The organism is Luoshenia tenuis, assembly GCF_014384745.1.
GTDB lineage: Bacteria > Bacillota > Clostridia > Christensenellales.
The window spans coordinates 87864-111558 of the sequence record NZ_JACRSO010000006.1 but is presented as its reverse complement, the minus strand read 5'-3'; the positions used below and the strand labels follow the sequence as shown (position 1 = coordinate 111558).

General features: G+C 56.8%; 24 protein-coding genes. 4 read left to right on the top strand and 20 right to left on the bottom strand.

What is annotated here, in order from left to right; genetic code table 11:
* Positions 1–3 precede the first annotated feature (3 nt).
* From H8699_RS11910 to H8699_RS11895, 4 genes are all read right to left on the bottom strand, one after another.
* Positions 4–993, bottom strand: coding sequence for a GerMN domain-containing protein (locus tag H8699_RS11910; protein ID WP_171026032.1), 990 nt, complete (start codon positions 991–993; stop codon positions 4–6).
* A 62-nt stretch (positions 994–1055) separates the two neighbouring features.
* Positions 1056–2489, bottom strand: coding sequence for a sensor histidine kinase (locus tag H8699_RS11905; protein WP_249285876.1), 1434 nt, complete (start codon positions 2487–2489; stop codon positions 1056–1058).
* Positions 2482–3165 (bottom strand): response regulator transcription factor, encoded by a 684-nt coding sequence (locus H8699_RS11900; protein ID WP_138295712.1) that lies wholly within the window; start codon positions 3163–3165, stop codon positions 2482–2484. Before H8699_RS11900 ends, H8699_RS11905 begins: the two co-directional genes overlap by 8 nt.
* Positions 3166–3279: 114 nt before the next feature.
* On the bottom strand, positions 3280–3912 hold the full coding sequence (locus tag H8699_RS11895) for a helix-hairpin-helix domain-containing protein (RefSeq protein WP_249285875.1): 633 nt from the start codon (positions 3910–3912) through the stop codon (positions 3280–3282).
* A gap of 167 nt (positions 3913–4079) precedes the next feature.
* On the opposite strand from H8699_RS11895, the gene H8699_RS11890 reads away from it, so the two are divergent.
* The gene (locus H8699_RS11890) at positions 4080–5504 is read left to right on the top strand and encodes a D-alanyl-D-alanine carboxypeptidase family protein (protein ID WP_249285874.1); all 1425 of its coding nucleotides are present in this window, start codon (positions 4080–4082) and stop codon (positions 5502–5504) included.
* 65 nt (positions 5505–5569) lie between these two features.
* On the opposite strand, the gene H8699_RS11885 is transcribed toward H8699_RS11890, so the two are convergent.
* From H8699_RS11885 to nadD, 3 genes are all read right to left on the bottom strand, one after another.
* On the bottom strand, positions 5570–6331 hold the full coding sequence (locus H8699_RS11885; protein ID WP_249285873.1) for an AAA family ATPase: 762 nt from the start codon (positions 6329–6331) through the stop codon (positions 5570–5572).
* Between the two features lie 74 nt (positions 6332–6405).
* Positions 6406–6756 (bottom strand): ribosome silencing factor, encoded by a 351-nt coding sequence (rsfS, locus tag H8699_RS11880; RefSeq protein WP_138295708.1) that lies wholly within the window; start codon positions 6754–6756, stop codon positions 6406–6408.
* 12 nt (positions 6757–6768) lie between these two features.
* Positions 6769–7998 carry a nicotinate-nucleotide adenylyltransferase gene (gene nadD, locus H8699_RS11875; RefSeq protein ID WP_249285872.1) on the bottom strand — a complete coding sequence of 410 codons (1230 nt, stop codon included), beginning with the start codon at positions 7996–7998 and terminating at the stop codon, positions 6769–6771.
* A 119-nt stretch (positions 7999–8117) separates the two neighbouring features.
* Between nadD and H8699_RS11870 the strand changes: the two genes are divergently transcribed.
* Entirely contained in the window at positions 8118–9002 is an 885-nt protein-coding gene (locus tag H8699_RS11870) for a hypothetical protein (RefSeq protein WP_249285871.1), read from the top strand.
* A gap of 1 nt (position 9003) precedes the next feature.
* On the opposite strand, the gene yhbY is transcribed toward H8699_RS11870, so the two are convergent.
* The 4 genes from yhbY to H8699_RS11850 all read right to left on the bottom strand — a co-directional run bounded on the left by yhbY (position 9004) and on the right by H8699_RS11850 (position 11808).
* Positions 9004–9291, bottom strand: coding sequence for a ribosome assembly RNA-binding protein YhbY (gene yhbY, locus H8699_RS11865; RefSeq protein ID WP_138295705.1), 288 nt, complete (start codon positions 9289–9291; stop codon positions 9004–9006).
* Between the two features lie 19 nt (positions 9292–9310).
* Positions 9311–10573 carry a GTPase ObgE gene (gene obgE, locus H8699_RS11860; protein WP_249285870.1) on the bottom strand — a complete coding sequence of 421 codons (1263 nt, stop codon included), beginning with the start codon at positions 10571–10573 and terminating at the stop codon, positions 9311–9313.
* A gap of 228 nt (positions 10574–10801) precedes the next feature.
* On the bottom strand, positions 10802–11446 hold the full coding sequence (gene nth / locus H8699_RS11855; protein ID WP_249285869.1) for an endonuclease III: 645 nt from the start codon (positions 11444–11446) through the stop codon (positions 10802–10804).
* Between the two features lie 80 nt (positions 11447–11526).
* Complete coding sequence (locus H8699_RS11850; RefSeq protein ID WP_249285868.1) at positions 11527–11808, bottom strand: DUF3343 domain-containing protein; 282 nt, start codon at positions 11806–11808, stop codon at positions 11527–11529.
* Positions 11809–11903: 95 nt separating this feature from the next.
* On the opposite strand from H8699_RS11850, the gene H8699_RS11845 reads away from it, so the two are divergent.
* Positions 11904–13049 (top strand): aminotransferase class V-fold PLP-dependent enzyme, encoded by a 1146-nt coding sequence (locus tag H8699_RS11845; RefSeq protein ID WP_249285867.1) that lies wholly within the window; start codon positions 11904–11906, stop codon positions 13047–13049.
* A gap of 2 nt (positions 13050–13051) precedes the next feature.
* Here the strand turns inward: H8699_RS11845 and H8699_RS11840 are convergent, their stop codons facing one another.
* The 5 genes from H8699_RS11840 to H8699_RS11820 all read right to left on the bottom strand — a co-directional run bounded on the left by H8699_RS11840 (position 13052) and on the right by H8699_RS11820 (position 16753).
* A complete protein-coding gene (locus tag H8699_RS11840; RefSeq protein ID WP_249285866.1) occupies positions 13052–13303 on the bottom strand; it encodes a hypothetical protein in 252 nt (83 codons plus the stop codon).
* Between the two features lie 213 nt (positions 13304–13516).
* Positions 13517–14071 (bottom strand): ECF transporter S component, encoded by a 555-nt coding sequence (locus H8699_RS11835; protein WP_249285865.1) that lies wholly within the window; start codon positions 14069–14071, stop codon positions 13517–13519.
* Between the two features lie 18 nt (positions 14072–14089).
* On the bottom strand, positions 14090–14350 hold the full coding sequence (locus H8699_RS11830) for a TM1266 family iron-only hydrogenase system putative regulator (RefSeq protein WP_147518811.1): 261 nt from the start codon (positions 14348–14350) through the stop codon (positions 14090–14092).
* Positions 14351–14365: 15 nt separating this feature from the next.
* Entirely contained in the window at positions 14366–15520 is a 1155-nt protein-coding gene (locus H8699_RS11825) for a PDZ domain-containing protein (protein WP_249285864.1), read from the bottom strand.
* Positions 15521–15535: 15 nt separating this feature from the next.
* Positions 15536–16753 carry a S41 family peptidase gene (locus tag H8699_RS11820; RefSeq protein ID WP_249285863.1) on the bottom strand — a complete coding sequence of 406 codons (1218 nt, stop codon included), beginning with the start codon at positions 16751–16753 and terminating at the stop codon, positions 15536–15538.
* A gap of 497 nt (positions 16754–17250) precedes the next feature.
* Here H8699_RS11820 and H8699_RS11815 point away from each other — a divergent pair, with 497 nt between their 5' ends.
* The gene (locus H8699_RS11815; protein ID WP_249285862.1) at positions 17251–18117 is read left to right on the top strand and encodes a DUF362 domain-containing protein; all 867 of its coding nucleotides are present in this window, start codon (positions 17251–17253) and stop codon (positions 18115–18117) included.
* An 82-nt stretch (positions 18118–18199) separates the two neighbouring features.
* Here H8699_RS11815 and H8699_RS11810 read toward each other — a convergent pair whose 3' ends face one another.
* The 4 genes from H8699_RS11810 to H8699_RS11795 are packed head-to-tail and all read right to left on the bottom strand — an operon-like array spanning position 18200 to position 23686.
* Positions 18200–19147 (bottom strand): prepilin-type N-terminal cleavage/methylation domain-containing protein, encoded by a 948-nt coding sequence (locus tag H8699_RS11810; protein WP_249285861.1) that lies wholly within the window; start codon positions 19145–19147, stop codon positions 18200–18202.
* Positions 19144–19503, bottom strand: coding sequence for a type IV pilus modification PilV family protein (locus H8699_RS11805; RefSeq protein ID WP_249285860.1), 360 nt, complete (start codon positions 19501–19503; stop codon positions 19144–19146). Before H8699_RS11805 ends, H8699_RS11810 begins: the two co-directional genes overlap by 4 nt.
* On the bottom strand, positions 19464–20039 hold the full coding sequence (locus H8699_RS11800; RefSeq protein WP_249285859.1) for a hypothetical protein: 576 nt from the start codon (positions 20037–20039) through the stop codon (positions 19464–19466). Before H8699_RS11800 ends, H8699_RS11805 begins: the two co-directional genes overlap by 40 nt.
* Entirely contained in the window at positions 20036–23686 is a 3651-nt protein-coding gene (locus tag H8699_RS11795) for a prepilin-type N-terminal cleavage/methylation domain-containing protein (protein WP_249285858.1), read from the bottom strand. The genes H8699_RS11800 and H8699_RS11795 overlap by 4 nt, the downstream gene beginning before the upstream one ends.
* Positions 23687–23695: the final 9 nt, after the last annotated feature.

The following is a 23695-nucleotide window of genomic DNA, read 5'->3' as shown; positions in this document are numbered from 1 at the left end:
TACCTACTGCAAAGTCAGTATATTACTAAAACGGGTATAGGGGATCTTCCAAATTCCGTTTTCTAAAGTCAGTTTGATGGGCACGTTCTCCTTACTGTATTTGACCTTCCCCAGCTTATCGCGCAGCTGCAACTGGCGCACGGTCACCACCGCGCTTTTCCCATCGGTAGATTGCGTCACATCCCCAATGGTGAAGTCCTCAATCTGCACATCCTGCGCTGCCAGCTCCGCATAGGCCCGTTCCTCCGAGGTCGCCAAGCCGTTATCCTGCGATCCTTCAAAGGAGAGATAATTGCCCAGCGGCGCGCGCCATGCCCTGTCCCGCATCAGGGTAAACACCTTTTGCACCACCATTCGCGGCGTGATGATCACATCATATTGCCGCGTTACAGGCTCCAGGGTGTTGGCAGGGTTGGTCGTGCGTCCTGCCTCGCTATTGATCAGGCGGCGGGTATTTTTCCCGTCCTGTATTTGAATATCCACCCGCGAGAACTGCCCAAGCTCTGTAATGGTATTGACGATAGCATTCACTGCCTGGCGCCGGTAGCGGTTTAGCTCCGCCGGGTCGTCCGTATACTTTTCCTTATACACTGGCGGCTCATTTAAAAACTCTGCACTCAGGGTGATATACAGCGTATCGCTGGCGCCGGTGTCGCCCGTTACGCTGATGACCTTTGTATTGGGATCGATCACCGCCAACAGATTGGTCTGCTCGGGCGCCGGCCCTTTGATCAGTTCTTCGATCAGCACCGTTTCGATACGCCGGTCCTGATCAAAAGAGAGGGTGCGCTTTTCCGGCAGCAGCATATCGTTATCGCCCTGGTAAATGTAATACAGCGTCGCCGAATAGGAGGTGGATTGGGTCGTCCCCACATTATATTCGATCTGGGCGGCATCCTCCTCGCTGGGCAGGGCCTCCTCATGTACAGGCGATAAGCTGTCCAAAATCGAACAGCCGCTGGTCAGCAGCAACGCCATAAGCAGCGCACACATCCGTGCCCCCGCCCTAGTTTTTTTTCTGACTCCGTCTTGCCCTTTTATGATGAATTTGGTCTTCATGGCTCTATCGGCAGCTCGACCGTAAAGGTCGACCCTTCTCCTTCCTGGCTTTCCACGCGAATACTTCCGCCCAAGCCTGTAATGATCTGCTTAACAATTGCCAGACCCAGTCCGGTACCGCCGGTGGCCCTGCTTCTGGCTTTATCCACACGGTAGAATCGATCAAAAATATGCTTTTGATCCTCCGGCGAAATACCATACCCCGTATCCTGTACCCAGATCACAATACGGGCGCCCTGCTGTGCCGCCTCGATGCGGACGCTGCCTTGCTCCGGCGTATATTTGATCGCATTATCGATGATATTGCTGATAGCCTGCTGCAGGCGGATGGGATCGGATTGCAGCGTCAGCTCCCCCTCCGGCAAGACCATCTCCATATCGATCTGCTTGCGCTGCGCCAACGGCTCCAGGTTATGCAGCGTGGCCTGCAGCAGGTCCTTCAAATTCACGCGGCTCAAGCGGTTTTCCACATGGCTGGCATCCGCCTTGGCCAGGGATAGTAGGTCGTTAATAATATTGTTTAACCTATCGATCTCCTGATCCACATCCGACAGGAACTCGTGGGTCATCTCCGGGTCGGCCGGCTGCAAAAGCAGCGTTTGGATCATAATCTTCATGGAGCTCAGCGGCGTTTTTAACTCGTGAGAGGCGTTGGCGACAAATTCGTTGCGGGATTGCTCCAGATTTGACAGCTGCTCGCTCATTCCATTAAAGGCCCGCGCCATATCGGATATTTCGCTGTGTCCAAAGCGGCCGATCTTGATTCGCCTGGTAAAATCGCCCTGCGCCATATTGCGGATCACACGTGTCATCTCTAGGATAGGTTTGACGATGATCTCGGATATGATAAAGCTAATAAAGCCTACGGCAAGGCAGACCGCCAATAAAAATATAACGATCTCAACGCGTAGGTTGTGAATCTTATCCATCACGTCCTGAATCGAAACCGAGAGCAGGGCCACCCCTACCGGGCTATTGCGGTAGGTCATCCGCGCGGTATAATAGACCGCCCAATTCTTCTCTCCGCCAGCCGAAACATCCGTCACGCGGTGGAAACCATATGCATTTGTCTTCTCCATTCCGATAACGTCGAGCACCTCGCTGTAGCCGATTGCCTGGCCGTTGAGCCGCGAGGCGCTGTCCACCTGCACGATGCCGCCCATGCTCAGCAATACAACGCGCCCGCCCAGCGTTTCCGCCTGCTCCACAGCCAGGCGGTAAAGCTGCTCGGCATCCGCCCGGTACATATAGGCCGAGGCATCTAAGGCCAGCCGGTCTACCTGGGCCTGCTGCTGCTCGATCCGCTCTTGGATCAGCGAATCTTCTACCAGCATGGTAATCACCACGCTGAGCGTGCCCATTGCCAGCAGCACGATCAAAAGGTAGATCGCCACCAACCGCCATCGGATGCTGCGAAAGGGCTTAAGCATCGGTAAAATAATAGCCCACTCCCCATTTGGTCAGGATAAATTCGGGCTGCCCCGGGTCGCGCTCGATCTTCTCGCGCAGCCGCCGCACATGTACGTCCACCGTGCGCAGGTCGCCCAAATAATCGTATTTCCAAATCGTTTCCAGCAGCGTATCCCGGCTGAAGATCTTGCCGGGGTTGGTGGCCAGAAGTTTGAGCAGCTCAAACTCCTTCACCGTCAGGCGTACATCCTTCCCGTCCACCTGTACGCTGCGCTGGTCCAGATTGACGACCAGCTGGCGCACTGTAATCGTCTGCACCGGCTGTACATGCGATTTAGCGCGGCGCAAGATGGTCTTGATCCGCGCTTTGAGTTCCAAAATATTAAAGGGCTTGGTCATATAATCGTCCGCCCCATACTCCAGCCCCAGGATCTTATCCATGTCCTCACCCTTGGCCGTCAGCATCACAATAGGTATTTCTGAAGATTCTCGTATGGTCTGGCAGACCTGCATTCCGTCGATCTTAGGCAGCATCAGGTCCAAAATAATAAGGTCGAATTTGCCGTTTTTAAATTTATCCAGCGCCTCTTCGCCATCATAGGCCACGTCCGTAGCATAGCCATCCTGCTCCAGGCTGAACTTCAAGCCCTTTACGATCATCGGCTCATCGTCTACAATCAGTATCGTCTGCGGCACGCTGTTCCACTCCCCAATCTAAAGTTTATCGTTTCTTTACGCTTTCTTCATACAGTTCTATTTTGCCCTTATTTTGTAAAAACCGCAACCCTTAAAGCCGCAAAAATAATTTCATTAATAATCCTGGTAATCCAGCGTCACCTGTTCCATCAGTTTTTCATACAGCTTCGGCGTCATCCCCGGCACCTCCATCAGCTCTTCCAGGCTGTAAAAATAATGGTCGCTGCGGTAGGCGATGATCTTTTCCGCTGTCTTTTCGCCAATGCCATCCAGGTCGATAAAGTCCTGTTTCGTGCCCAGGTTGATATTCAGCTTGCCGTCCACAAACGGATAGACCGTGCCATCCGCCCGCACACGGAAGTTATTCTGCCGTTTGATCTCCACTTCCTGATCGTGCCATAGCTGCGCTTTGCACTGGCGCTTATCCACATCGGCAAAATCCGCAAAGCCGCCGGCCCTTTCTACGACATCGCGCACCGTGCAGCCGCGCTTTAATTTATACTCGCCCGGCTCGTTGACCTCTCCTGCGATCGTAATCCACACATACTCCGCCGGCGTTGGTGTAGCGCCCTCCTGCGCCTGCACATGGGCCGTCTGTCCTGCCTGCGGCGCCGTAAATGCGTAAGAGATCAGATAAACGGCCTGGCAGCAAAAAATCGCCAAGATGATAAAGCCCAGCACCATTCCCTTGGTAATCCGTTTTATTTTACGCGGCTTGGCCTCATTTTCCGTTTTGCCGGTATCCATATTTCGCCTCCATCAGCGGGCATATCCGCTATTTTGACAGAATATCCATACTCTGTTAAAATATTCGAGGATTATTGGGGAATTCCTCTATTTTCTATCTGCATGATTGATTCTGGTTTTCTCATAAGGATAGTAAATAAAAGCTTGAAGAACTGAGGTTGTCGTAAATGTTGAAAAAACTGATCTCCCTACTTTTGTGTTCTTTACTGCTAATGGGCGGCGTTACCGGCATAGCGCTGGCCCAGCCTGATTCCCAGGCATCTCCTTCGGCGCAGGCCAGCGCCTCGCCTACGCCGCTGCCTGAATTTCAAAATCTCTCGCAGGGCAGCATTACAGCCCCCTGCGCGATTTTGATCGACACCGCTTCAGGTAAGGTCCTCTTTTCAAAAAATGCCGATACCAAGTGCTACCCCGCCAGTATCACCAAGATCATGACCTGTATCCTGGCGCTTAAAAACGGCGATCTGGCAGAGGAGATCAAGGTTTCCAACATCGTCAACACCATTGAGGCTGGCAGCAGTAACTGCGGGCTTCGCCCCGGCGAAACGCTGACGCTGGAACAGCTGTTGTACGGGTTGATGCTCAATTCCGGCAATGATGCGGCAGCGGTGATCGCCGAGCATTTCGGTGGTTCTATCGAGGGCTTTGCCGACATGATGAACGCTTATGCCGCTGAGATCGGAATGACCAATTCCCATTTCGTCAATCCCCATGGCCTGCATGATGATAACCATTATACCACCCCGGCGGATATGGCCAAGCTGGCCCGCGTGGGGATGAGCATCCCTAAATTCCGGGAAATCGTTTCCACCCGTATTTCCGAGCTTCCCACCAATGAAGTAGTATCTGACGAGCGGCCCCTGGTCAACGGCAATAAATTGATCGACCCTAACTCCCCTTATTATTACGAATACGCCATCGGCGTTAAGACTGGCTATACGACCAAGGCCAACCATACCCTGGTGGCCTCCGCCTCTAAAGATGGCGTAGAGGTCATCGCCGTCGTAATGAACGATGAAAAAGAGGGCAAGTGGAAGGGCATGAAGACCATGTTCGACTACGCCTTTAAATATTACGGCGCGCTGGATCTGCAGGAACTGTACGCACAGTCCCCTCTCTCCTTTGTCCCCGAAAACGCGGATACTTCAGACGGTTCTGAAGGCCGCGTTCAGCTAAAACTGGTGCCGGATGAAAGCACCTCAACCGTTATCGTTGATACCAAGCAAAACATCGCCCAGCTGCAAAACGATCCAACTGCCCTCGTCCTTGAGCCGGAAAACGATCTTGCTACCATTAAGGCCCCCATCACGGAGGGGCAGCAGATCACCCGCTATACCTACTTTAAGGGGGGCGACCCGGTATCTGTGGGCACGCTGGTGGCTGAAAACGCGGTAAACGAAGAGCAAACCGCCCTGCCCTCTCTGCCCGATCTGACCCAGGAGGACGGCAAGCCCAGCTATCTGACCTATGCGCTGATCGCCTTGGCCGTTATCCTGCTGATCATCTTGATCCTGCGCATCCGTAAAGCCCGGCGCTTCCGCCGCAAAAACCGGCGTAAACGCGTGGTGGTCTACCGGCGTAAAAAGCGTTAAGCCATTGATTCTTTAAGTCAAAACAATAAAAAAGCCTCCGTAAATCCGGAGGCTTTTTGTATTGCCTATTCTTTTTCGTCCCATAGGTAGCGCAGTAGGCTTTTCGGGTCATTCAAAAACTTGCGGGTGAGGATATAATGTTCCGTTTCCTTATAGTCTACCGGCCTGATCCCCTCTTCGTCCAGCCAAAAGATCTCTGCCCCCGGATAGCCCATGAGGATGGGCGAATGCGTGGCGATGATGAATTGCGAGCCTTGTTCCAGCAAATGATGCATTTGAGCCAGCAGCGTCAGCTGGCGGCTGGGAGAGAGCGCCGCCTCCGGCTCATCGAGCAGGTACAGCCCCTGGCCGGAGAAGCGGTTGAGCATCAACGCCAGAAAACTCTCTCCATGGGATTGATGATGTAGGGACTTCCCGCCATAATAGCGGTTGAGCTTTAAATCGTCTGGATACGCCTCGTCCAGCCGGTCCAGCTCCGTAGCCACATTATAAAAGCTCTCCGCCCGCAGAAAGAAGCCATCCAGCGGGCGTTTTATACCCTTAATCAGCCGGATATCGCGATAGAGCCCCGAATGGGTCTGGGCGGAAGCAAAATTGAAATTTCGTGTGCCGCCCTCCGGATTGAACCCATAGTTGACTGCGATAGCCTCCAGCAGCGTCGATTTGCCCGTTCCGTTTTCGCCCGCCAATATCGTGACCGGGCTGTGCAATGCCAGGCCCTTATCCAGGGCGCGCACCGCTGGCAGCGCCAGATAATAGCTTGCCTGCTCCGATATGCCCTGCAGCCGCTCGATTCGCTCGATACGGTTGATGTAAAGCGTATTCATCCGCTACTCCTCCCGAGCGCTCTGGTTAAGAAAAAAGCGTGGAAGTAGGCCTTCCACGCCCTGCGCGCCAAGCGCTAGTCTTCGTTAAACCAGGTAGCGTTGTCGCCGTCCGTCCACAGGCGTTCCAGGTCGTAAAACTCGCGCTCCTGCTGGTGGAAAATGTGGACCACCACGTCCCCAAAATCCTGAATGACCCAGCGCCCCTCCCGGTAACCCGCGCTGCGCCTGGGGCTCAGGCCCATCTCCTGGGCGCATTCCTCCACCGCGTCGCTGAGCGCCTGCACCTGCGGCACGGAGTTGCCGCTGGCGATCACAAAATAGTCCGCGATGATCGTCATATGTTCTACGGCCAGCATCAGCACATCCCGTCCTTTTTTGTCCGAGAGTGCCTCGCAGATTTTAACCGCCATTTCCTTCGTGGTCATGCATGTTCCCCCTTAATGATTGGTAAAATTCAGTTCGTTCCACAGCGCCAGTGCACTGGGGTGGATCGGCCGGTTGGTTTGGATCAGGTACTCCATCCCCCGCCCGACACACAGGCGCAACCCTTCGTCCAGATCCTTTTGTATCGCCGCGCGCACTTCTTCAATGCCCGGCCATTGGCGCCCTTCCTCCAGGATATCCGCCGTATAGATCACTTTATCAAGCATCCCCATCTCTGGCTGGCCCAGCGTGTGCCAGGCGATGGCGCTTAATATCTCCGGATCTGTCACGCCAAAATCGATCTTAGCGGCGGCAGCTCCCGCAGGGCCATGCAAAATCCCGTAGCAACCGTTGCGCCTGCAAAACTCCAGCGTTTCACCGCTGACCTGCATGCCCGCCTTCCCGATCACATCCAGCATCTGCGCGCGTTCCATCTCCTTGGCGCAATCGTGCAACAGGGCGGCTGCCTGCGCCTTATCCGCATCAACCCCATATCGTTTCGCCAATTCTACCGCCATATCCCGCGTGCGCAGGGTATGGTCAAAGCGTTGGGGGCTGAGTATTGCCTTTAACCTTGCCGTCCAGGCGTCAAAATCCATCGTTCTGTTTCCGTCCTCCGTCTCCTTATAAAGCTGGTGCGTCCGGATATAGCAATCCACCGCATCCGGCACCCATTCGTCCACCGCCCCGCCTGAAGCAACGCGCCTGCGCACCTGCGTCGATGAGATATCCGGCCCTTCATACGCGCCAAAGTGGATGCGCGCGCCATATTGCCGCTCCAGGCGCTGGGCGCAGCGCGTCAGTTCCTCCCGCTCATCCCCTGGGCGATAGATGGCGATAAACTCCGTCATCTTGGCCACCTGTGGGAAACAGCGCCATGAGTCGATCACCTGCAGGGTATCCGTGCCGATGATAAAGTAAAACTGCCAGCCAGGGCCGTATGCCTTATGCAGCTCTTGCATGGTGTCCACCGTATAAGTGGTGCCCTGCCGGCGCACTTCACGGTCGTCTACGACAAAATCAGGATGCCCTTTGACCGCCAAGCGGCACATTTGCAGGCGTTCTTCCCCGCCCGCCAGGCGAATCTCCCGCTTATGTGGGGGGCGCCCGGTGGGGATAAATAACACCCGCTCCAAGTTAAAAGCCTTGGTGGCATATTCGGCGATCATAATATGCCCTTTATGGATGGGATCAAAGGTGCCGCCCATGATCCCCAGGCGATGTTGAGCCAAATCGCTGTTCATGCTCTTGCTCCATCTCACTTTATACTGCAATTATACCCCAATTTGCGCATTTGGCGATAGGGGATTTGGATAAATCTGGGTCACGTTGGCCATACTTGCATTTATGGGAGGTGACTCACTTGTCCGACAAAAAAGCGCTGGCCATCCTGACCCGCCACTCACTGGACCGGGGCAAATCCCGCCTCGGGCTGGCGATAGATCGGATCGCCCTGTACCTGGGGGTACTGGCCGTCAGCTATATCATCCTGTTTTTCAGGACGTTTCGCATCATCTCATCCACCCTTGGCGCGCTGGCCATCCTGGCGGGTTTTATCCTGGTACATCTGGCCTTTCGCGCGATCCGCCTGCGCGCCCGCGAAGAAACGCTGGTGCAAGATCTGGAGCGCGAGGGCCTGCTGGCACGCTTTCGCCTTCTCCAAGAGGTAGACTTTTTTCGTCAGGCCCTGCCCTGGCTCAAATCCGCCGCTCAGATCGACGGCCTGCGCGATCAGGCGGGCGCCGTTATGGGCACTTTGGGTAATAATACCGTATTTTTGCATCTGGCCGCGACCCTGCCCGGACAAAAGGCGACGCCGGAGGCCTGCGCTCAAGCCTTCCATGCCTATCGCCGCTCCGGCGCAAGCCATGGTTATATGATCGGCCTGGATGGTTTTGCCCTCTCGGCCGAGCAAATAGAGTTCCTCAGCGCCAGCGGCATCGGCCTACTCAACGGCAAGGACTTTGCCGCCTACCTGCAAAAGCAGGGCCAGACTTTGACCGATGAGGAATGGGATAAACTGCTCGCGCTCAAGGTGGCCGCTCTGCGCCGCCATCCGGACCGGGGCGAATTCTTCCTTCCCATCCACGCCAAGCGGTATTTGACCAGCGCCATCGTGCTGCTTGCCCTTTCGCTAATGACGCGCTACGGTATTTATTACATGGTCATCGCCGGGGTCTGTGTGGTGTTGGCGGCGGTGTGTACCTTTAATGGCCGCCAGGGCGACCCGGGCCGCAGCGCCAACTAGGCTAAAGCTCAATCACCGGATTTTTGGTGCTGGCGCGGTAAAGCACAAATTTATTGCCGATCGATTGTACCGGTTCGGCGCCCAATGCCGCACACAGCTCGTCGCAGGCGCTACGCGCATCACTGTCAGAATTGCGCAGGATCGTGATCTTGATCAGCTCCCGGGCCTCCAGCGCCTCGTCCACCTGTTTGATGAAATTCTCGGTAATGCCGCCCTTGCCCAACTGGAAAATGGGCTGCATGTCGTTGGCCATGGCCCGCAAAGCGCTGCGCTGTTTACTGGTAATCATCTTTTTACTCCTTACGTCTTTATTCTACAAAGTCAAATTCCATCTCTTCGATGCGGATGGTATCGCCTTCCCCCGCGCCTGCGGCCTTCAGCGCGTCGATCACGCCCATGTCCCGCAGCTGGCGCTGGAAGTACTGGATAGAGTCATAGTCCTCAAAGTTCACCCGGCCGATCAGCCGCTCCACCTCGTCGCCCTCCACCAGATAGAACTCTTCAAGCGGGGTGATCTGCAGCTCCCGCTTGACCGGCGGCAGCAGCTCTCGCTCCTGCTCCACATAATTATGCACCGGCGGCAGCGCCTCCAGCTGGCGAACGATCTCCCGCAGCAGCGGTTCAAAGCCCTGGTGCGTCGCCGCGGAGAGCTTGAATAGCGGGATCCCCAACGGATCGAGGTGGGCATTAAGCGCTTCAAAGTGCTCGTCGGCGTCCGGCAAGTCGCTCTTGTTGGCCACGGCGATCTGCGGGCGGCCGGCCAGCTCGTCGCTGAACTGGGTCAGCTCAGCATTGATCTTTTCAAAATCCTCCACAGGGTCGCGCCCCTCCCAGCCGCTCACGTCTATCACGTGCACCAGCAGGCGCGTGCGCTCCACATGGCGCAAAAAGTCGTGCCCCAATCCCATGCCCTCGTGCGCCCCCTCGATCAGGCCCGGGATATCTGCCATGACAAAAGAGTGGGAGTCCACCTTCACCACCCCTAGATTGGGGGATAGGGTGGTAAAGTGGTAATCCGCGATCTTGGGCCGCGCGGCGGAAACCACGGAGAGTATCGTGGACTTGCCCACGTTGGGGAAGCCGATCAGCCCCACGTCCGCAATGGTCTTTAGCTCCAGCGTTACGGTATATTCCACCGTCTTTTCGCCCGGCTGGGCAAAGCGCGGCGCCTGCCTGGTGGGGGTGGCAAACCGGGCGTTGCCCCTGCCGCCGCGCCCGCCGCGCAGCACCAAGCGCCGCTCTCCCTCGCGGAACAGGTCCGCGATGATCCGCCCCTGCTCATCCTTGACGACCGTGCCCGGCGGCACGTAGATCACCAGATCCTCGCCCCGCCTGCCGCTCATATTTCCGCCGCGGCCATTTTCTCCGGCGGTCGCCTTGAATTTGCGGTGATAGCGGAAGTCCAGCAGCGTATGCATATTGCCCTTCGCCTCAAAAATAATGCTGCCGCCATTCCCGCCGTCGCCCCCATCCGGGCCGCCGCGGGAAACGTATTTTTCACGGTGGAAGGCCACGGCGCCGTCGCCGCCCTTACCCGCCTGGATCATGATCTTCGCCTTATCTACAAACATCTTTCGTCTCCTTACGCCCTTGCGCGTCTTTATCCATCTGCCCCTAGGTTTCGTTTTCGGGGCAGGATTATGCGTTAAATGTAGGATTTACCGCGTGTTGCAGTTTTTTCATTATAGCATGCGCGCCCCGAAAAACAAACTGTTTGGAACCAAAACTCCGGCCGCTTATAAAAAAAGCAGATTCGCCCCCACTGGGCCAACCTGCTTTTTATGCCTTATATTTACTGCTTAACCCGCCTGTTGTGCGGCGCTGTAGTATTCACACTCGGCCTGCAACGGGCACTGGTCACACTTGGGTTTGCGGGCCGAGCAGACCTGCCGGCCATGGGTGATGATCCAGTGATGGGCGATGGACCATTGCTCTTTGGGGATATTGCGCATCAGGTCCTCCTCCGTCTTTTCCACATTGGCGGCATGGGCCAGCCCCAGCCGGTTCGAGACCCTGAACACATGGGTATCCACCGCTATCGCGTCGATGCCGAAGGCATTGCTCATCACCACATTTGCGGTCTTGCGGCCAACGCCGGGCAGCTTCGTCAACTCCTCCATGGTCTTAGGGACCTGTCCGCCGTACTGCTCCACCAAAATCTTGCAGGTGGCCAGGATATTGCGGGCCTTATTTTTATATACGCCGCAGCTGTGGATGTAATCCTCCAGCACGTTTGATGGCATTTGCGCGATCGCCTGTGCATCCGGATAATCTCGAAACAGCACCTGTGTTACCTGATTGACCCTTTTATCCGTACACTGGGCCGAAAGGATCGTCGCGATCAGCAGTTCAAACGGGCTGCTGAAATGCAAGCCCGGCTTGGCGTCCGGATAGGTCTTTGCCAGCGTATCCAATATCGCTTTATAGCGCTGCGCCTCGTTCATCTTCCCCTTTTCCTCCGTATCTTACATTTAAGTATAGTATACGGCAAAGGGGGGCGCCACTTCAACCCCCTGCCAGCCTGCTAAAAACTGGAGGTGCTGACCCGTTTGAGCGCAACGCTGCGCTCGTCCCGGGTCGCGTCATACAGGCCGATCAGGGTCGTCGGGTTGGTGCGGCGCAGCAGGCTCTGGGCCTTAGCCATCTGTCCAGGGTCAAAGCGTACCGATATCCCGCATCCCAGCGATACTTCCCGGGGCGTATTCACCGTAGAGGCGCGCACCCCCGCGCGCTGGAGCTGGTTGGCAAAATAGATCGCCTGCTGGCGAGAGCGGAACGCCGCCAGGCCATAATGATCTCTAATCATTTTTACGATTCCTCCCCTTTTACGGCGCATTCCCGCCGTCCGTCGAATAATATAGCTTATGAAGCCGATCATTAAACTGTGAAGGGGGAACCTTTATGATCTATCTCGACTATGCGGCCACCAGTTTTCCAAAGCCTGATGCGGTGGTACGCGCCGTGGCCAACACCATGCGCTATTGCGGCGCCAACCCCGGCCGCAGCGGCCACCGGCTCTCCATCGCCGCTGGAAGCCTGGTGATGCAGGCACGCGAGGCCCTTGCCCAATACCTCAACGCGCCCGATCCGTTCCAGATCATCTTTTGCCTGAACTGTACAGATGCGCTGAATACCGCTATCGGCGGGGTACTGCGCGCAGGGGATCACGTGGTCACCACCTATTACGAGCATAATTCCGTGCTGCGCCCGCTGCACACCCTGGAAAAACGGGGGCAGATCAGCCTAAGCCTGGTCGCGCCCCGGGAGGATGGACGCATCCATCCCGAGGACATCGCAAGTGTCCTGCGCCCCAATACCCGCCTTGTCGTGGTCAATTACGTTTCCAACGTGACCGGGCGTATTCAGCCCGTATCCCAGATCGTCCAGCTCAGCCACGCCCACGGCGCGCTCTGTCTGGTAGATGGAGCGCAGGCAGCCGGCCATCTGCCCCTTGATGTGGAACAGCTCCAGGCCGACCTTGTGGCCATGCCCGGGCATAAGGGACTACTGGGGCCTCAGGGCACAGGCGTGCTTTATGTCCGGGAGGGATTGATGCTCGCCCCCGTGCGCCAGGGCGGTACAGGCTCCGAATCACAGCTGATGCTGCAGCCAGACGATATGCCCGACCGCCTGGAATCCGGCACGCTGAATCTGCCGGGTATCGCCGGGCTGCTGGCCGGGGTACGCTTTTTGCAGGCGCATGCAGACGAGCTGCACGCCCAGCAGGCCTTCCATGCGGACCTTTTGGCCAGCGGGCTGCGGGATATCCCCGGCATCCATGTCTATACGCCGGAGGGGCTAGCCGGGCGGGCCGGCGTCGTCGCCTTTAATCTGGGCCAGGTGGATTCCGGCGAGGTGGCCGATCTGCTGGACCGGGATTACAACATCGCCTGCCGGGCGGGCATGCATTGTGCGCCGCTGGTGCACCGCTTCTTAGGCACGGAGAATCAGGGCGCCATTCGTCTGAGCGTCGGTTGGGCGACCACCCGACAGGAGATCGAGCAGTGCCTGTTGGCCGTGGGGCGGATCGCCGGGCAGCTTGGCTGACCCTATTCCAGCGTAAAGGCGATCCCCAACGCCCTCAAGATTCTGCAAAGCTGCCCCTGTTGGCATGCGGGCAAGAGCGGATACAGCGCCCGGGAAAGTCTGAGGATCTCCTGCTGATCCTCCCTTTTCGCCTGTTCGCGGGCTGCCAGCGTTAAAATGCCCTGAAAAAGAGCGTCCCTGCTCGCTTCTTCCCCGCTATCTGTCGCGTTTTCCCTTTCCCATTGGTCTTGCGGATTTGTGATACGGTTCGTCATCTTTACCCCTCCCGCGGATTTGTAAATGCCTTGCTCCCTCCCTAGTATATGACGAATTTCCGCTAATTCTGTCACCTTCGTGCCCGCAAAAACATAGGCTACTGTTGCCCCCTCCGTTCCGCCCGTACGGCTATCAGCCGGCCGTGGCGTAAATATATTGAAGGCCTCCCTGCTACAGGGAGGCCTTCAGCGTTCCTCAAAAGTTGCGGTAATTTACTTGTCCACTTCCACCGCGCGCATCAGCAGCGGCTTTATGCCCAGGGCAAGCGCGCCCCCCAGTGCGGCCGTTACCAGCTGCGGCCAGCTGAACGAAAATGAAAGAAGCGCCGCCGCCTGTTTCGGCACGCCGAACAGGGGAATACCTATGGCCACGATCCCCCAGTAGAGAATCACGAATTTCGCCAACGCCCCCAGCGCCACGCCCACCCAGGCCGCCTTGCGCCCCAGCAAAACCGTGCCGAGCACCAGGGCCGCATTGCCAGCGGCGATCAGCGGCACCATCCAGATAAACGGCGCGCCGCCCTGCATAAACGCCACGACCGGGGCGATTACCGAAATCGCAATGCCCGACCAGGCCCCCGCCAGCATCGCGGCCAGCATCAGACACAGATTGACCAGCGTCCCCACCAAAAATTGATTGACGCCTGCCGGTATCCCTGGAAAGATCAACCGCAGGCTTTGGAAGAGCAACGCCAGCGCCAGCAACAGCGCCGTGCGCGTTACCCATTGTATCTTCTTTCTGTTATCTGCACGGCTGTACTGGTGCATCAGGTTTCCTCTCTCCTTTTAATCGTCAAAGGCCTCTCGGGTCAGCGCCGCTTCCACGGTCACCTCCGGTACCTCAGAAAGTTTCTGGCGCACTTCCTGAATCTGATCGACCGAGCCTTCCACGATGATGGAGATCACCGAAACGCCGCGCTTATGATAGGGAATCCCCATGCGCCCCACGATCATCTCCCCGTAGTCCGACAGGATCTCGTTGACATAACCCGCGCTTTTCTCCCGATTTTCCACTACGATCCCCACCACGCCGATTCTCTTTTCCATAACAAACTTCCTCCCTTATTCTTTTGATCTATTCTTTACGCTTCTGCGCTGGTTCAGCCAGGCAAAAAACGCGTTAAGCAATCCACCGCCCGCCTCCTGGCGGTAAAAATGCCCGGTCTGTACCGGCAGGGCGATAATGCCCAGATCTTCATACGGGTCTTTATAGCTGCGCTGCTCGCCCTCCATTTCGCGCTCCCCGCGCCGCCACTTTGCCCAGACGACCGGCAGGGCGGGCGCCATGATCTCCTCCAGCATCCGCTCGCTATTGACAGCGCGTCCGTTTAACTCCAGCAAAATGTCTCCCGTTTTAAGCCCCATCCGGCGCGCCGGGCCCTTTTCCAGCGTGTGCAGGATCTGCAGCCCTCTGCGCGGCGGCAGGTCCGCCTCTGTCAACACCGGCGCATGTGCCGTATAATATTGCGCACCCTCTACCAGTAAAAGTAACGCCACATGCAGGCCGTACAGCGCCGCCGGTTGTGCGCGCAGCCACAGGGCCAACAACAGCAGCACAAGTCCCCCTACCGCCTGCACAGCTCCCCTGACCTGCATCCTTTCCCGGTATGGGGTAAGCGCCCCTTGGTAAAAGCTCCCGGTTATAAACAGCATCGGCCCCAGCCCGCCGCCTGCCAGCCCGATCAGGCAGGGCACCGGCCAGTTAATATCCGCTACGCAGCCCGCGCCAGCCCGGCTGTGCCCCGCATCATGCAAAACCGGGATACGGTTAAACTGCGCCGTAGCCAGGCACAACGCTCCCTCACAAAAGCAAAGGACCGCGCATACCAAAACCACTGCATCGGGCTGATACGCCGTGGCCCCGCTATAGGACATGGCGTGCACCAGCGCCCCGCCATAGAGGTAACCGCAATAGCGAAATGCGCGAAACAGGGACAGTATGATGGCCGCGGCCGAGAAGAACATAGCCTGGGAAATATCGAGTTCTATTTCCAGCCATCCCATCAACAGCGAAGCCAGCGCCCCCGCACCCAGGCCGGGCAGCAGTTGGTACAAAGCCCGGCGCCAGTTGCCCATGCGCGCTTCCTCTAAAAACGCGCGTTCCAAGGATGTTTGCCGCCGCCAGGCGTTGCGGATCACGATCCATCCGATCAGCGCCATCCACAGCGCCATGCCGCCGATCATCCCCTGCCTTTGCAGGGCGGCCAAATTATCCATTTCCGCTTTCCTTTATCATTTGATTTCAGATTTCAATACTTCCAGCGCCTTTTGCAGTTGCGGGTCGTTCTCCTCTGTAAGATCCTGGGGATTCTTCAGCAACTCTTCCGGCATTTCAACTGTAATATCCGGGGCGATGCCCTCGCCGTGGATGTTCCGTCCATTGGGGGTGAAATAGCGCGAGGTCGTGATCTGCAACGCCGCGCCATCCTCCTTGTAAGGCATGATGGATTGCACGATGCCTTTGCCGTAGGTTGTGGTGCCGATCAGCGTCCCCGCCCCATAGTCCTGAATCGCGCCGGCTAAAATCTCAGAGGCGCTGGCCGAATTCCCGTTGATAAGGACTGTCAGCGGCAGGCCCAGCATTTCTGCATCGCTCTTTTCCTCGCGGCGGTTGCCGTTCACATCTTCTGTGTAGACGATCAGCCCCTCGGGCAACAGCATATCCGCAATGGGGACTACGATATCCATCATCCCGCCCGGGTTATCCCGCAGATCCAAAACGATGCCCTTTGCCCCTTTGTCCTTCATCTCGGCGATAGCCGCTTCCATCTTTTCCAGGGCATTGCCGCGGAACTCGGATATCTGGATATAACCGATGTTATCCGCCATCATGTGCCACTCCACCCGGTCCACCGTGACCTGCCGGCGGGTCAATGTCTTTTCAAGGGTCTGCCCGTCCCGCAAAATCGTCAGCTTCACCTGGGATAACTCCTCGCCCTTAATAAGCGCGGTGATCTGGCTTAGCTCCATTCCGCTCAAGTCCGCCCCATCTACGGAGGTGATCACATCGCCTTTTCGCAGGTCTACCTCCTGGGCAGGCGTATCAGAATAGACTTTAATGATGTTGAGCTGATGCGTATCCTTATCCATAGATACCACCACGCCTATGCCATAGTACAGCCCTTCTGCATCCTGTTGGCTCTCCGTGTATTCCTCAGGCGTATAGTAGCGCGAATAAGGGTCGTCCAGTCCTTCCACCATTCCTTTGATGGCTCCGTTGATCAACTTTTCGCCGTCCGGCGTTTCATAGTAATTCTTCATAATGCGCTGGTACACATCGTCCAGGCGCGCAAATCGCTCGATCGAGGCGTACTCGTCCGCGCTGACTGCCACCTGTTCGCCGGATAACTGCAAAATACTGCTGACCAGTACCGTCCCACCCACCGATAATATGGCCGTGGCGAGGATCAGCACGATCGCCAATCGCACGACCGATTGTTTTGAATACATACATTGCCTCCTTATTCTTAGTACCGCCGTACCTGCCGCTTCCGTAGTAGTATATTAACCGCGTCTGGTTTTAATCAGCATTTGGTGCAAACGGCACTTCTCCCAGCAGGGCATTTGGCATATGCCCTATGTGAAAAACTGGTTTTATTATACCAAGTATTTCTAAGATATTCCAGCTGCCCCTGATAAAGGGCAACGCGCCCTTTCCCTGTTCAGTTAGCTGAGTATAAATGTATGAATGGAAACTATTCTAGGACTGTCCATTTGGGCAGCAGACTTATAAATGGCATCTTAAAACCAAGGCCCAACAAAAAGCGTAAATTTTCGCATCACAAAAATGCCTAAAGTAGTTGACTTAGAGTACAGTCCAAGTTCTATAATACTCCATGTACGCGGTTACCCTTTCACGCTCAATTCATACTGCGGCTCACTGCAGCCGCTCGACATCGGAACCCTTACAAACTTAAAAATAAATCATACAAAAGGAGATTATCGCCATGCAAAAATCCAAGGTCTACTTTACCAAAGCGATCACGCCTGAAGCCATGATCAAGATGTTTGACGTTTTATCCGTCCAATTGCCCGGGAAGGTGGCCGCCAAAGTCCACTCCGGCGAGATCGGCAACCAAAACTTTATCCGCCCTGATTTTATGAAGCCCATCGTCGATCACGTGCAGGGCACCATCACCGAATCCAATACGGCCTATGACGGCAAGCGCAACAACACCAAAGCGCATTGGGAAACCATGCAGCAGCACGGTTGGACGCAGATCGCCACGGTCGATATTCTGGATGAAGAGGGCGATATGCAGCTGCCCATTCCCTCCGGCAAGCGCATCAAGACCAATTATGTGGGCGGCCACCTGGCCAATTACGATTCGATGTTGGTCCTTTCCCACTTTAAGGGGCACCCCATGGGTGGCTTTGGCGGCGCGCTGAAGAATATCTCCATCGGTATTGCCTCCTCCTTTGGCAAGGCGTATATCCACGGCGCCGGCAAGCCCGAGGAGATTTGGACGGCCGACCACGATTCTTTCCTGGAAGCTATGGCCGATGCGGACCGCTCGATCATGGACTATTTTAAGGATAAAATCGCCTTCATCAATGTCATGTGCAACATGTCGGTAGACTGTGATTGCTGCGCCGTTGCCGAAGATCCCAAGATCGGGGATATCGGCATCCTCTCTTCGCTGGATCCGGTGGCGCTGGATCAGGCTTGTCTGGATCTGGTCTATAGCTCGGAGGATCCCGGCAAGGCCGATCTGATCGAGCGGATCGAATCCCGTAACGGCGTGCACACCGTTGAGGCGGCCGCGGCGCTGGGCGTGGGCAGCCGGAAGTATGAGCTGATCTGCGTGGACTAATATTTCCATTCCCATCCAATCGGTATGCAAAAGGCAGGATACCCATAGGGTATCCTGCCTTTTCGATTCTCTTGTGACAGGGCTATCCGCGTAGCTTGGATACCGGGATCCACTGCGTTTCATCCGCCAAAAGCGATCGAATCTCCTCTTCAGTCTTGCCGTTAAACTGCGGGAGGTAATAGCCCGAATTCTCCGCCGGAAAATACCAGGCATAATCAAAATACACCATGGTCATTGAGGCATGGGGCTGATTGTTCAGCGTTCCCGGCGAATTGGTCACATAAACGATGGGCACCAGCGTGGTCTTGGTTACGCCCACCGCCAGATAATAGGTATCGTTGAGCAGCTCCTTATAGCGTTTTAGCTTGGGGCTGTACGGCCCGTATTGTTCGGTGGCCGCGTCCAGCAGCGCCTGGCGCCGTTCTTTAGAGAGGATGTTGTCCATCGAATACTCTGGCACAGCTCCGCCGTAGATATTCTGGTATACGTCAGCAAAAATATCGTTATTGGCGTTCCAGCCCGTATGGTTCTTCGCCGTTTCCAAAGTGATCTGGCGCATACCCTCCGGCTCATAAATACTATAGGTACGCGCAAGCACGTTGCGCAGCGGGCTGACCCGCGCGCTCACGCGGCACAGTTCCCTGTCCTGCGTATAGACTGACAACGTCACGTCCGCCTGATCCTTCCCCGCTTGGGCGCAGGTCATCTGCAGCTTTTTACCATTATAATAACCTTCGGCAAAGGCCAGCTCGCCATCCGTTTCCAGGTACCCCTCCGGGGACAGCGTAATCTTACCGTCCCCCAGGTCCAGTGTAACCTCGTCGGCCACAGTCAGCGATTGGGCATATGCCGTCTCCTTGCGGATGGCATCCATCACGTTGCCGACGATCAACTGTCCATCCGAGCGGGTCGCTACCTGCCGGTAGATCTTCAGGATAGGCCCCACCAGCATCGAAGCGCAAAGTGAAAATATCGCCGCTACCGCCAGCGCCACAATGGCTTCGACCAGCGTGAATCCTCCTTTTCTCATGGCGCTATCCCCCCTGGTATGGGCATAAAATACCGCAGCTGCCCCTGCTCTTTTTGCAGGACCGGTACATCGATCAGCACATCGCCAACGCTTAGGCGCAGTGCGCCATCCGGCGCTGCGGCGCTGGTGGGGCCGTTATCTTTTTCGATGGCGGCCATATCCATTTCCAGCGCCTCCATGCTCTCATAGGCGCGCCGGTTTAAGTTTATGGCGCTTTGAACTAAAACCGTCGCCCCCAACAAAACGATCAGAATCACCGCAAAGCTGACGATGGCCTCCACCAGCGTTTCGCCCCGGCATCCCAGCGCCTGGCGCATCACTGTCTTAAATCCTGCACGGTCCACTTTTCGTCCCACCGCCCTTCCCCCTCTTCCTTTACGGCCCACATCCGGCAGCTGTAAACCGCCTGCATCCGGTATTCCTGGCCCCGGTAGGTCACCGTAAAGGCCATTTCCAGCTGGTCGATGGCAACAGAATATTCGGTTATCTGTCCCTCTCCATCTCTTTTCATAACCGCCGCCTTGCCGGCGTAGTTCAAGGTCAACCCAGTCACGCCGCATTCGTCATTGGGCGCGTCTACCACCGGTGCAAGGGTATGGCGCAGGTCGATCTCCTCTTTGCCCGAGCTCATAAGCTCGGTTACCGCGTCATCCCGCAGTTTATGGCCCAGCTGGCCGTGCTGCAAGGTCTCATCCAACGTATCCAATACCGAGCGGGCATAGTAATAGGTCTGCCGGTCCTGTATGCGCTGGGTCGCGGTACCTACGCTGGCCGAGGCCGCCGTCAGGACCGATACGCCGATCAGCAAAAACAGGAACAGGAGGATCAGCGCTAGGATCATCGATTCTCCACCGCGCTGGCCGCTCATCCATTTTTTAAACCGCCCGATCACTTTTGCACCCCTTCATACGGCGGAGAGAGGTATTCAAACCCGGAACCATCCGCCAAAGTATAGCTGAGCTTGACCTGGAAAGGCTTGCCCAGGCCGGAAAGGCCATTCCACCCCTGGTTGCCCGCCTCATCCCACAGCAGTACAGCCACATATTCCCTGTAGCCCGAATTGGCCGAAGGCGCCTGCTCGTAGAACGGATACTGATGGCTGCCGCCGCCCGCAATGGAATCTACCGGCCCGCGGCCTCCATTCCAAGCCTGTATCGCCTGGCCAACGCCGTCTGTACGGTAGGGCTGGCGCAGCATTTCCGGCTTGATGGAGAAGGTTTCCTCCCCATTTTGGAATAGAAAAGTCAGCTCGATCTTAAGCACCTCATCTATCTGCCCTTCCGGCAGCCAGAAGTGGATCGCCGTGGTCCGCTCCCGGCTCTGTTCACTCGTAACCAGATCATCCGGCTGCTGGCCTTCATAGGTGGTGGTCACCTCCTGGCTCTGGGCCCAGGGCAGCTCATCTTGCCCGCCGCCCTTTCCGTAGGGGTATAGCTTTGCGGTGCAGGAGGCCGCTTTTTCGGGCAGATATTGGTTATCCTGCGCGCCGCCCTTGGGCCAGCTGATCCACAGCACAAATTCATAGCGGTAGCCATCCGCATAGTCCGGACTTTCGGCATTCAGCCGCATGGCCGCGCCGTCACAATAAGCGTAATCCGTATCGCCCGCTAAGTTGCCATACCAGCCCATGGTGGCGTGCAGCCCCTGTCCGTAATCAATGGCGCTGAATTGTTCCGCCTTACGGCGGGTCGTTTCATCAATGGCGAAAACCACATCGCCCTGGTCGGTATGCAGTACAAGGTCGGCCGCCTTTTCGCGGAACATAAAGTGCACTTCCAACAGGCCGCCCTCTTTTTCCGCAATGCGCACCCGCGCCACGTCCTCCAGCACCATCTGATAGGGCGTACGATGGAAGCCAGCGGCCAGCGCACAGTCTGAATCCTTCACATTGAGATAGGGATAAGGGTATTCATAGACGCCAACGCCATTCCCCTGCGCGTTGGGCAGCAGTTGCCCCATCCGGCTTTGCCGCAGGGTTTTCGCGTCCAACATCTCTACACCCGTCAGCTGCTTTGGTTCCCCATCTATCTGTGTGCGGCAGAGCGCCGTGCGGTTGTGCATGTTCTGCAAAAATGCGCACCCTTCCATATCCGCAAGGTTTAGGCCCACCGCGCCGCCAAACGCATCCCCCACATATTGGGCGTTGTAAGCGCGGGCGATAGATCCGTGGTTGATCCCCGCCAGCCCGCCGGATAGCGCCTCTGGGTGCAGCGCCTCATCCACGACATAAGCGCTGAATCCATATTCAGTGGACAGCTTTGTCCTCACATTTACAAGCCCGGTATTATAGCAATCCTCTATCTTGCTAGAGTGGCTGCCCACCAGTCCACCGGCCGTGGCGCCGCCCGCCACGTCTCCCGCATTATAGCTAGAGCGCACGCCCAGGCCGCCGCTTTCTCCGGTCACCCCGACCAGCCCGCCGGCGTCTCCCGCATCGGCCGCTTCCACTTTGGACGCGTTCACGCAATAGTAAAGGGAGCCGCCCGCCATCTCGCCAGCAATACCGCCGGCCCGCGCGCCCTTGCCCGTGGCGCTGATGGTAAAGATATTGTTTTGTACCGTTCCCCGGTCCGGCTTGTAATCCGATTGGCTGCCATCGGCATAGGCGCCAAAGTAGGGCGTGCCGACGATGGCCGGCGCCCCCTCTTGCAGACCGCTGGCGGTACCTACCTCGCAGTAACGCAGTTCACCCTGGCTGCTAGCCGCCACGCCGCCGGCTGCTTTTCCCGCCTGAACATTGGCGGCGGCCATGCATTTGAGAACGGCGGCCCTTTGCTCATTGGCCCCTACGATCCCTCCGGCGTAACCTGCGCTTTCGTGCGCCTGCACGTCACACAATACCGTACAGCTCTCCACGCTGCCCTTGCCTAGGTTCCCCGCCGCGATGCCTCCTGCCAGCTTACCCGCGCTGACATCTGCCCCATTCACACTTAAGGTGATGGACCCGCCGTCATTCTGCCCGGCAATACCGCCGGCCTGGCCTTCACTTGCGCCGGAGGTCACGCGTCCATCCACCATACAATGCTCGATCTTTCCCGCATTGTACGCCGCAATGCCGCCGGCTAGCTTCTCCCCATTGATAAAATACGCTTGCCGCGCCGTCTCATCCGCCGCGTCAAAGCGCTCCAAATAGCCCTCCGTATAGGTCAGGGCAATATCCTTAACCTGCGCCGTTTGCGATAGCCCATCAAAAAGGCCCGCCCGTTCGCCATCCACAGTCAGGTCCTGCAGCGCATAGGCGTTGCCCGCCTCGTCCGAGCCGGAATAACTGCCCTTAAAACCGGTATCGCTCTGCCCCGCGGCATCGCCAATGGGCTGCCAAAGCAACGGCCTGCCCGCATGATCCGTCATGGCGATATCCTGCCTTTGCACAAAACCGGCGGCCGCCTTATAGCGAATGTTATGCAGGTGCCGCACGCTGGCAACGCCATAGGTCACCGTGTCACCCGTCTGGGTCTCGTCGGCATAATAAGCGTGCACCATGCCGGCATTGGCGCTTTTGCTCTGCGCGCCGCTGGATACCGTAAGGGAGGCCGTTAAGGCGCCCGGCTGGATATTGGGATAATTCTCGGCGATGCTCATCCCGGGGTATACCGCGTCCAGCACCACAACCAGCAATTCCCGGTCCCCTTCCTCCGTCAGATAAGCCGCTACATGGCGCACCGTTCCATCTGCCCGGGTCACTTCAAAGGGATTTTGCAGCGCGTATTCCAGCGTCAGGTTCGTGCCGATAGCCTCCAGCGAAAGGCCGCTGTCCGCTCCCTCTTTTTCAACGATATGCAGGCTCTCCTCCATCCCATTGGCGGGTTTAAGGGTAATGTCATACGCAAAATCAGCGCCCCGGTTTTGCGGCAGCAGGCATTCCAGCGTCAAAATTCCGTAATTGGCGCCGCCATTGATGTTATGCCCCGCCGCCTGCCCGGTATAGTCCACAAGCGCGATCTCCACATCTCCAATCTGCTCTACCGCGCTGGCCTTGCCCGTACCGTCCACGCCATAATAGCCCGTACGGTTGGCCGCAAGGTTATCCTGCGTTCGGTCGGTCACGTTGTAGCCAGCCCCTGCGTAGCCTAAGGGCGCTGAAGTATCGCTGTAAAATGCGGAGAGCATATTTCCGTTTAGCACATTAAATTCAATCAGGATCGACTGATTCAAAACCGTCTTGTCGGCAATATAGGGTTCCAGCAGATCGTACAAAGCCTGGCCTGCGGCCCCCTGACCCTGATCTAAACGCAAAAAGCCGATATTATCGCTATTCTGGTCGATCTCCTGCTGGGGCAGCGCCGGGGCAATATCTTGCAGCGCCACACTGCCTTCCGCCGGTTGGGTCTGCCCGTTGCCATAGCGGTTGGTCAGCGCGCTCTGGGCCGCCATAAACACGGTACGCGCGGTCTCATTTCTGGCTCTTTGCTGGGCTAAAGTAATATAGTTGACGATGCCCGGCACCGCCGCAGCTGCCAAAATCGCCAGAATCGTCACTGTGACGATGGCCTCCACCAGTGTAAAGCCCTTATGCAATTGCCTCTTGTCTGCTTTCATCCATCCACT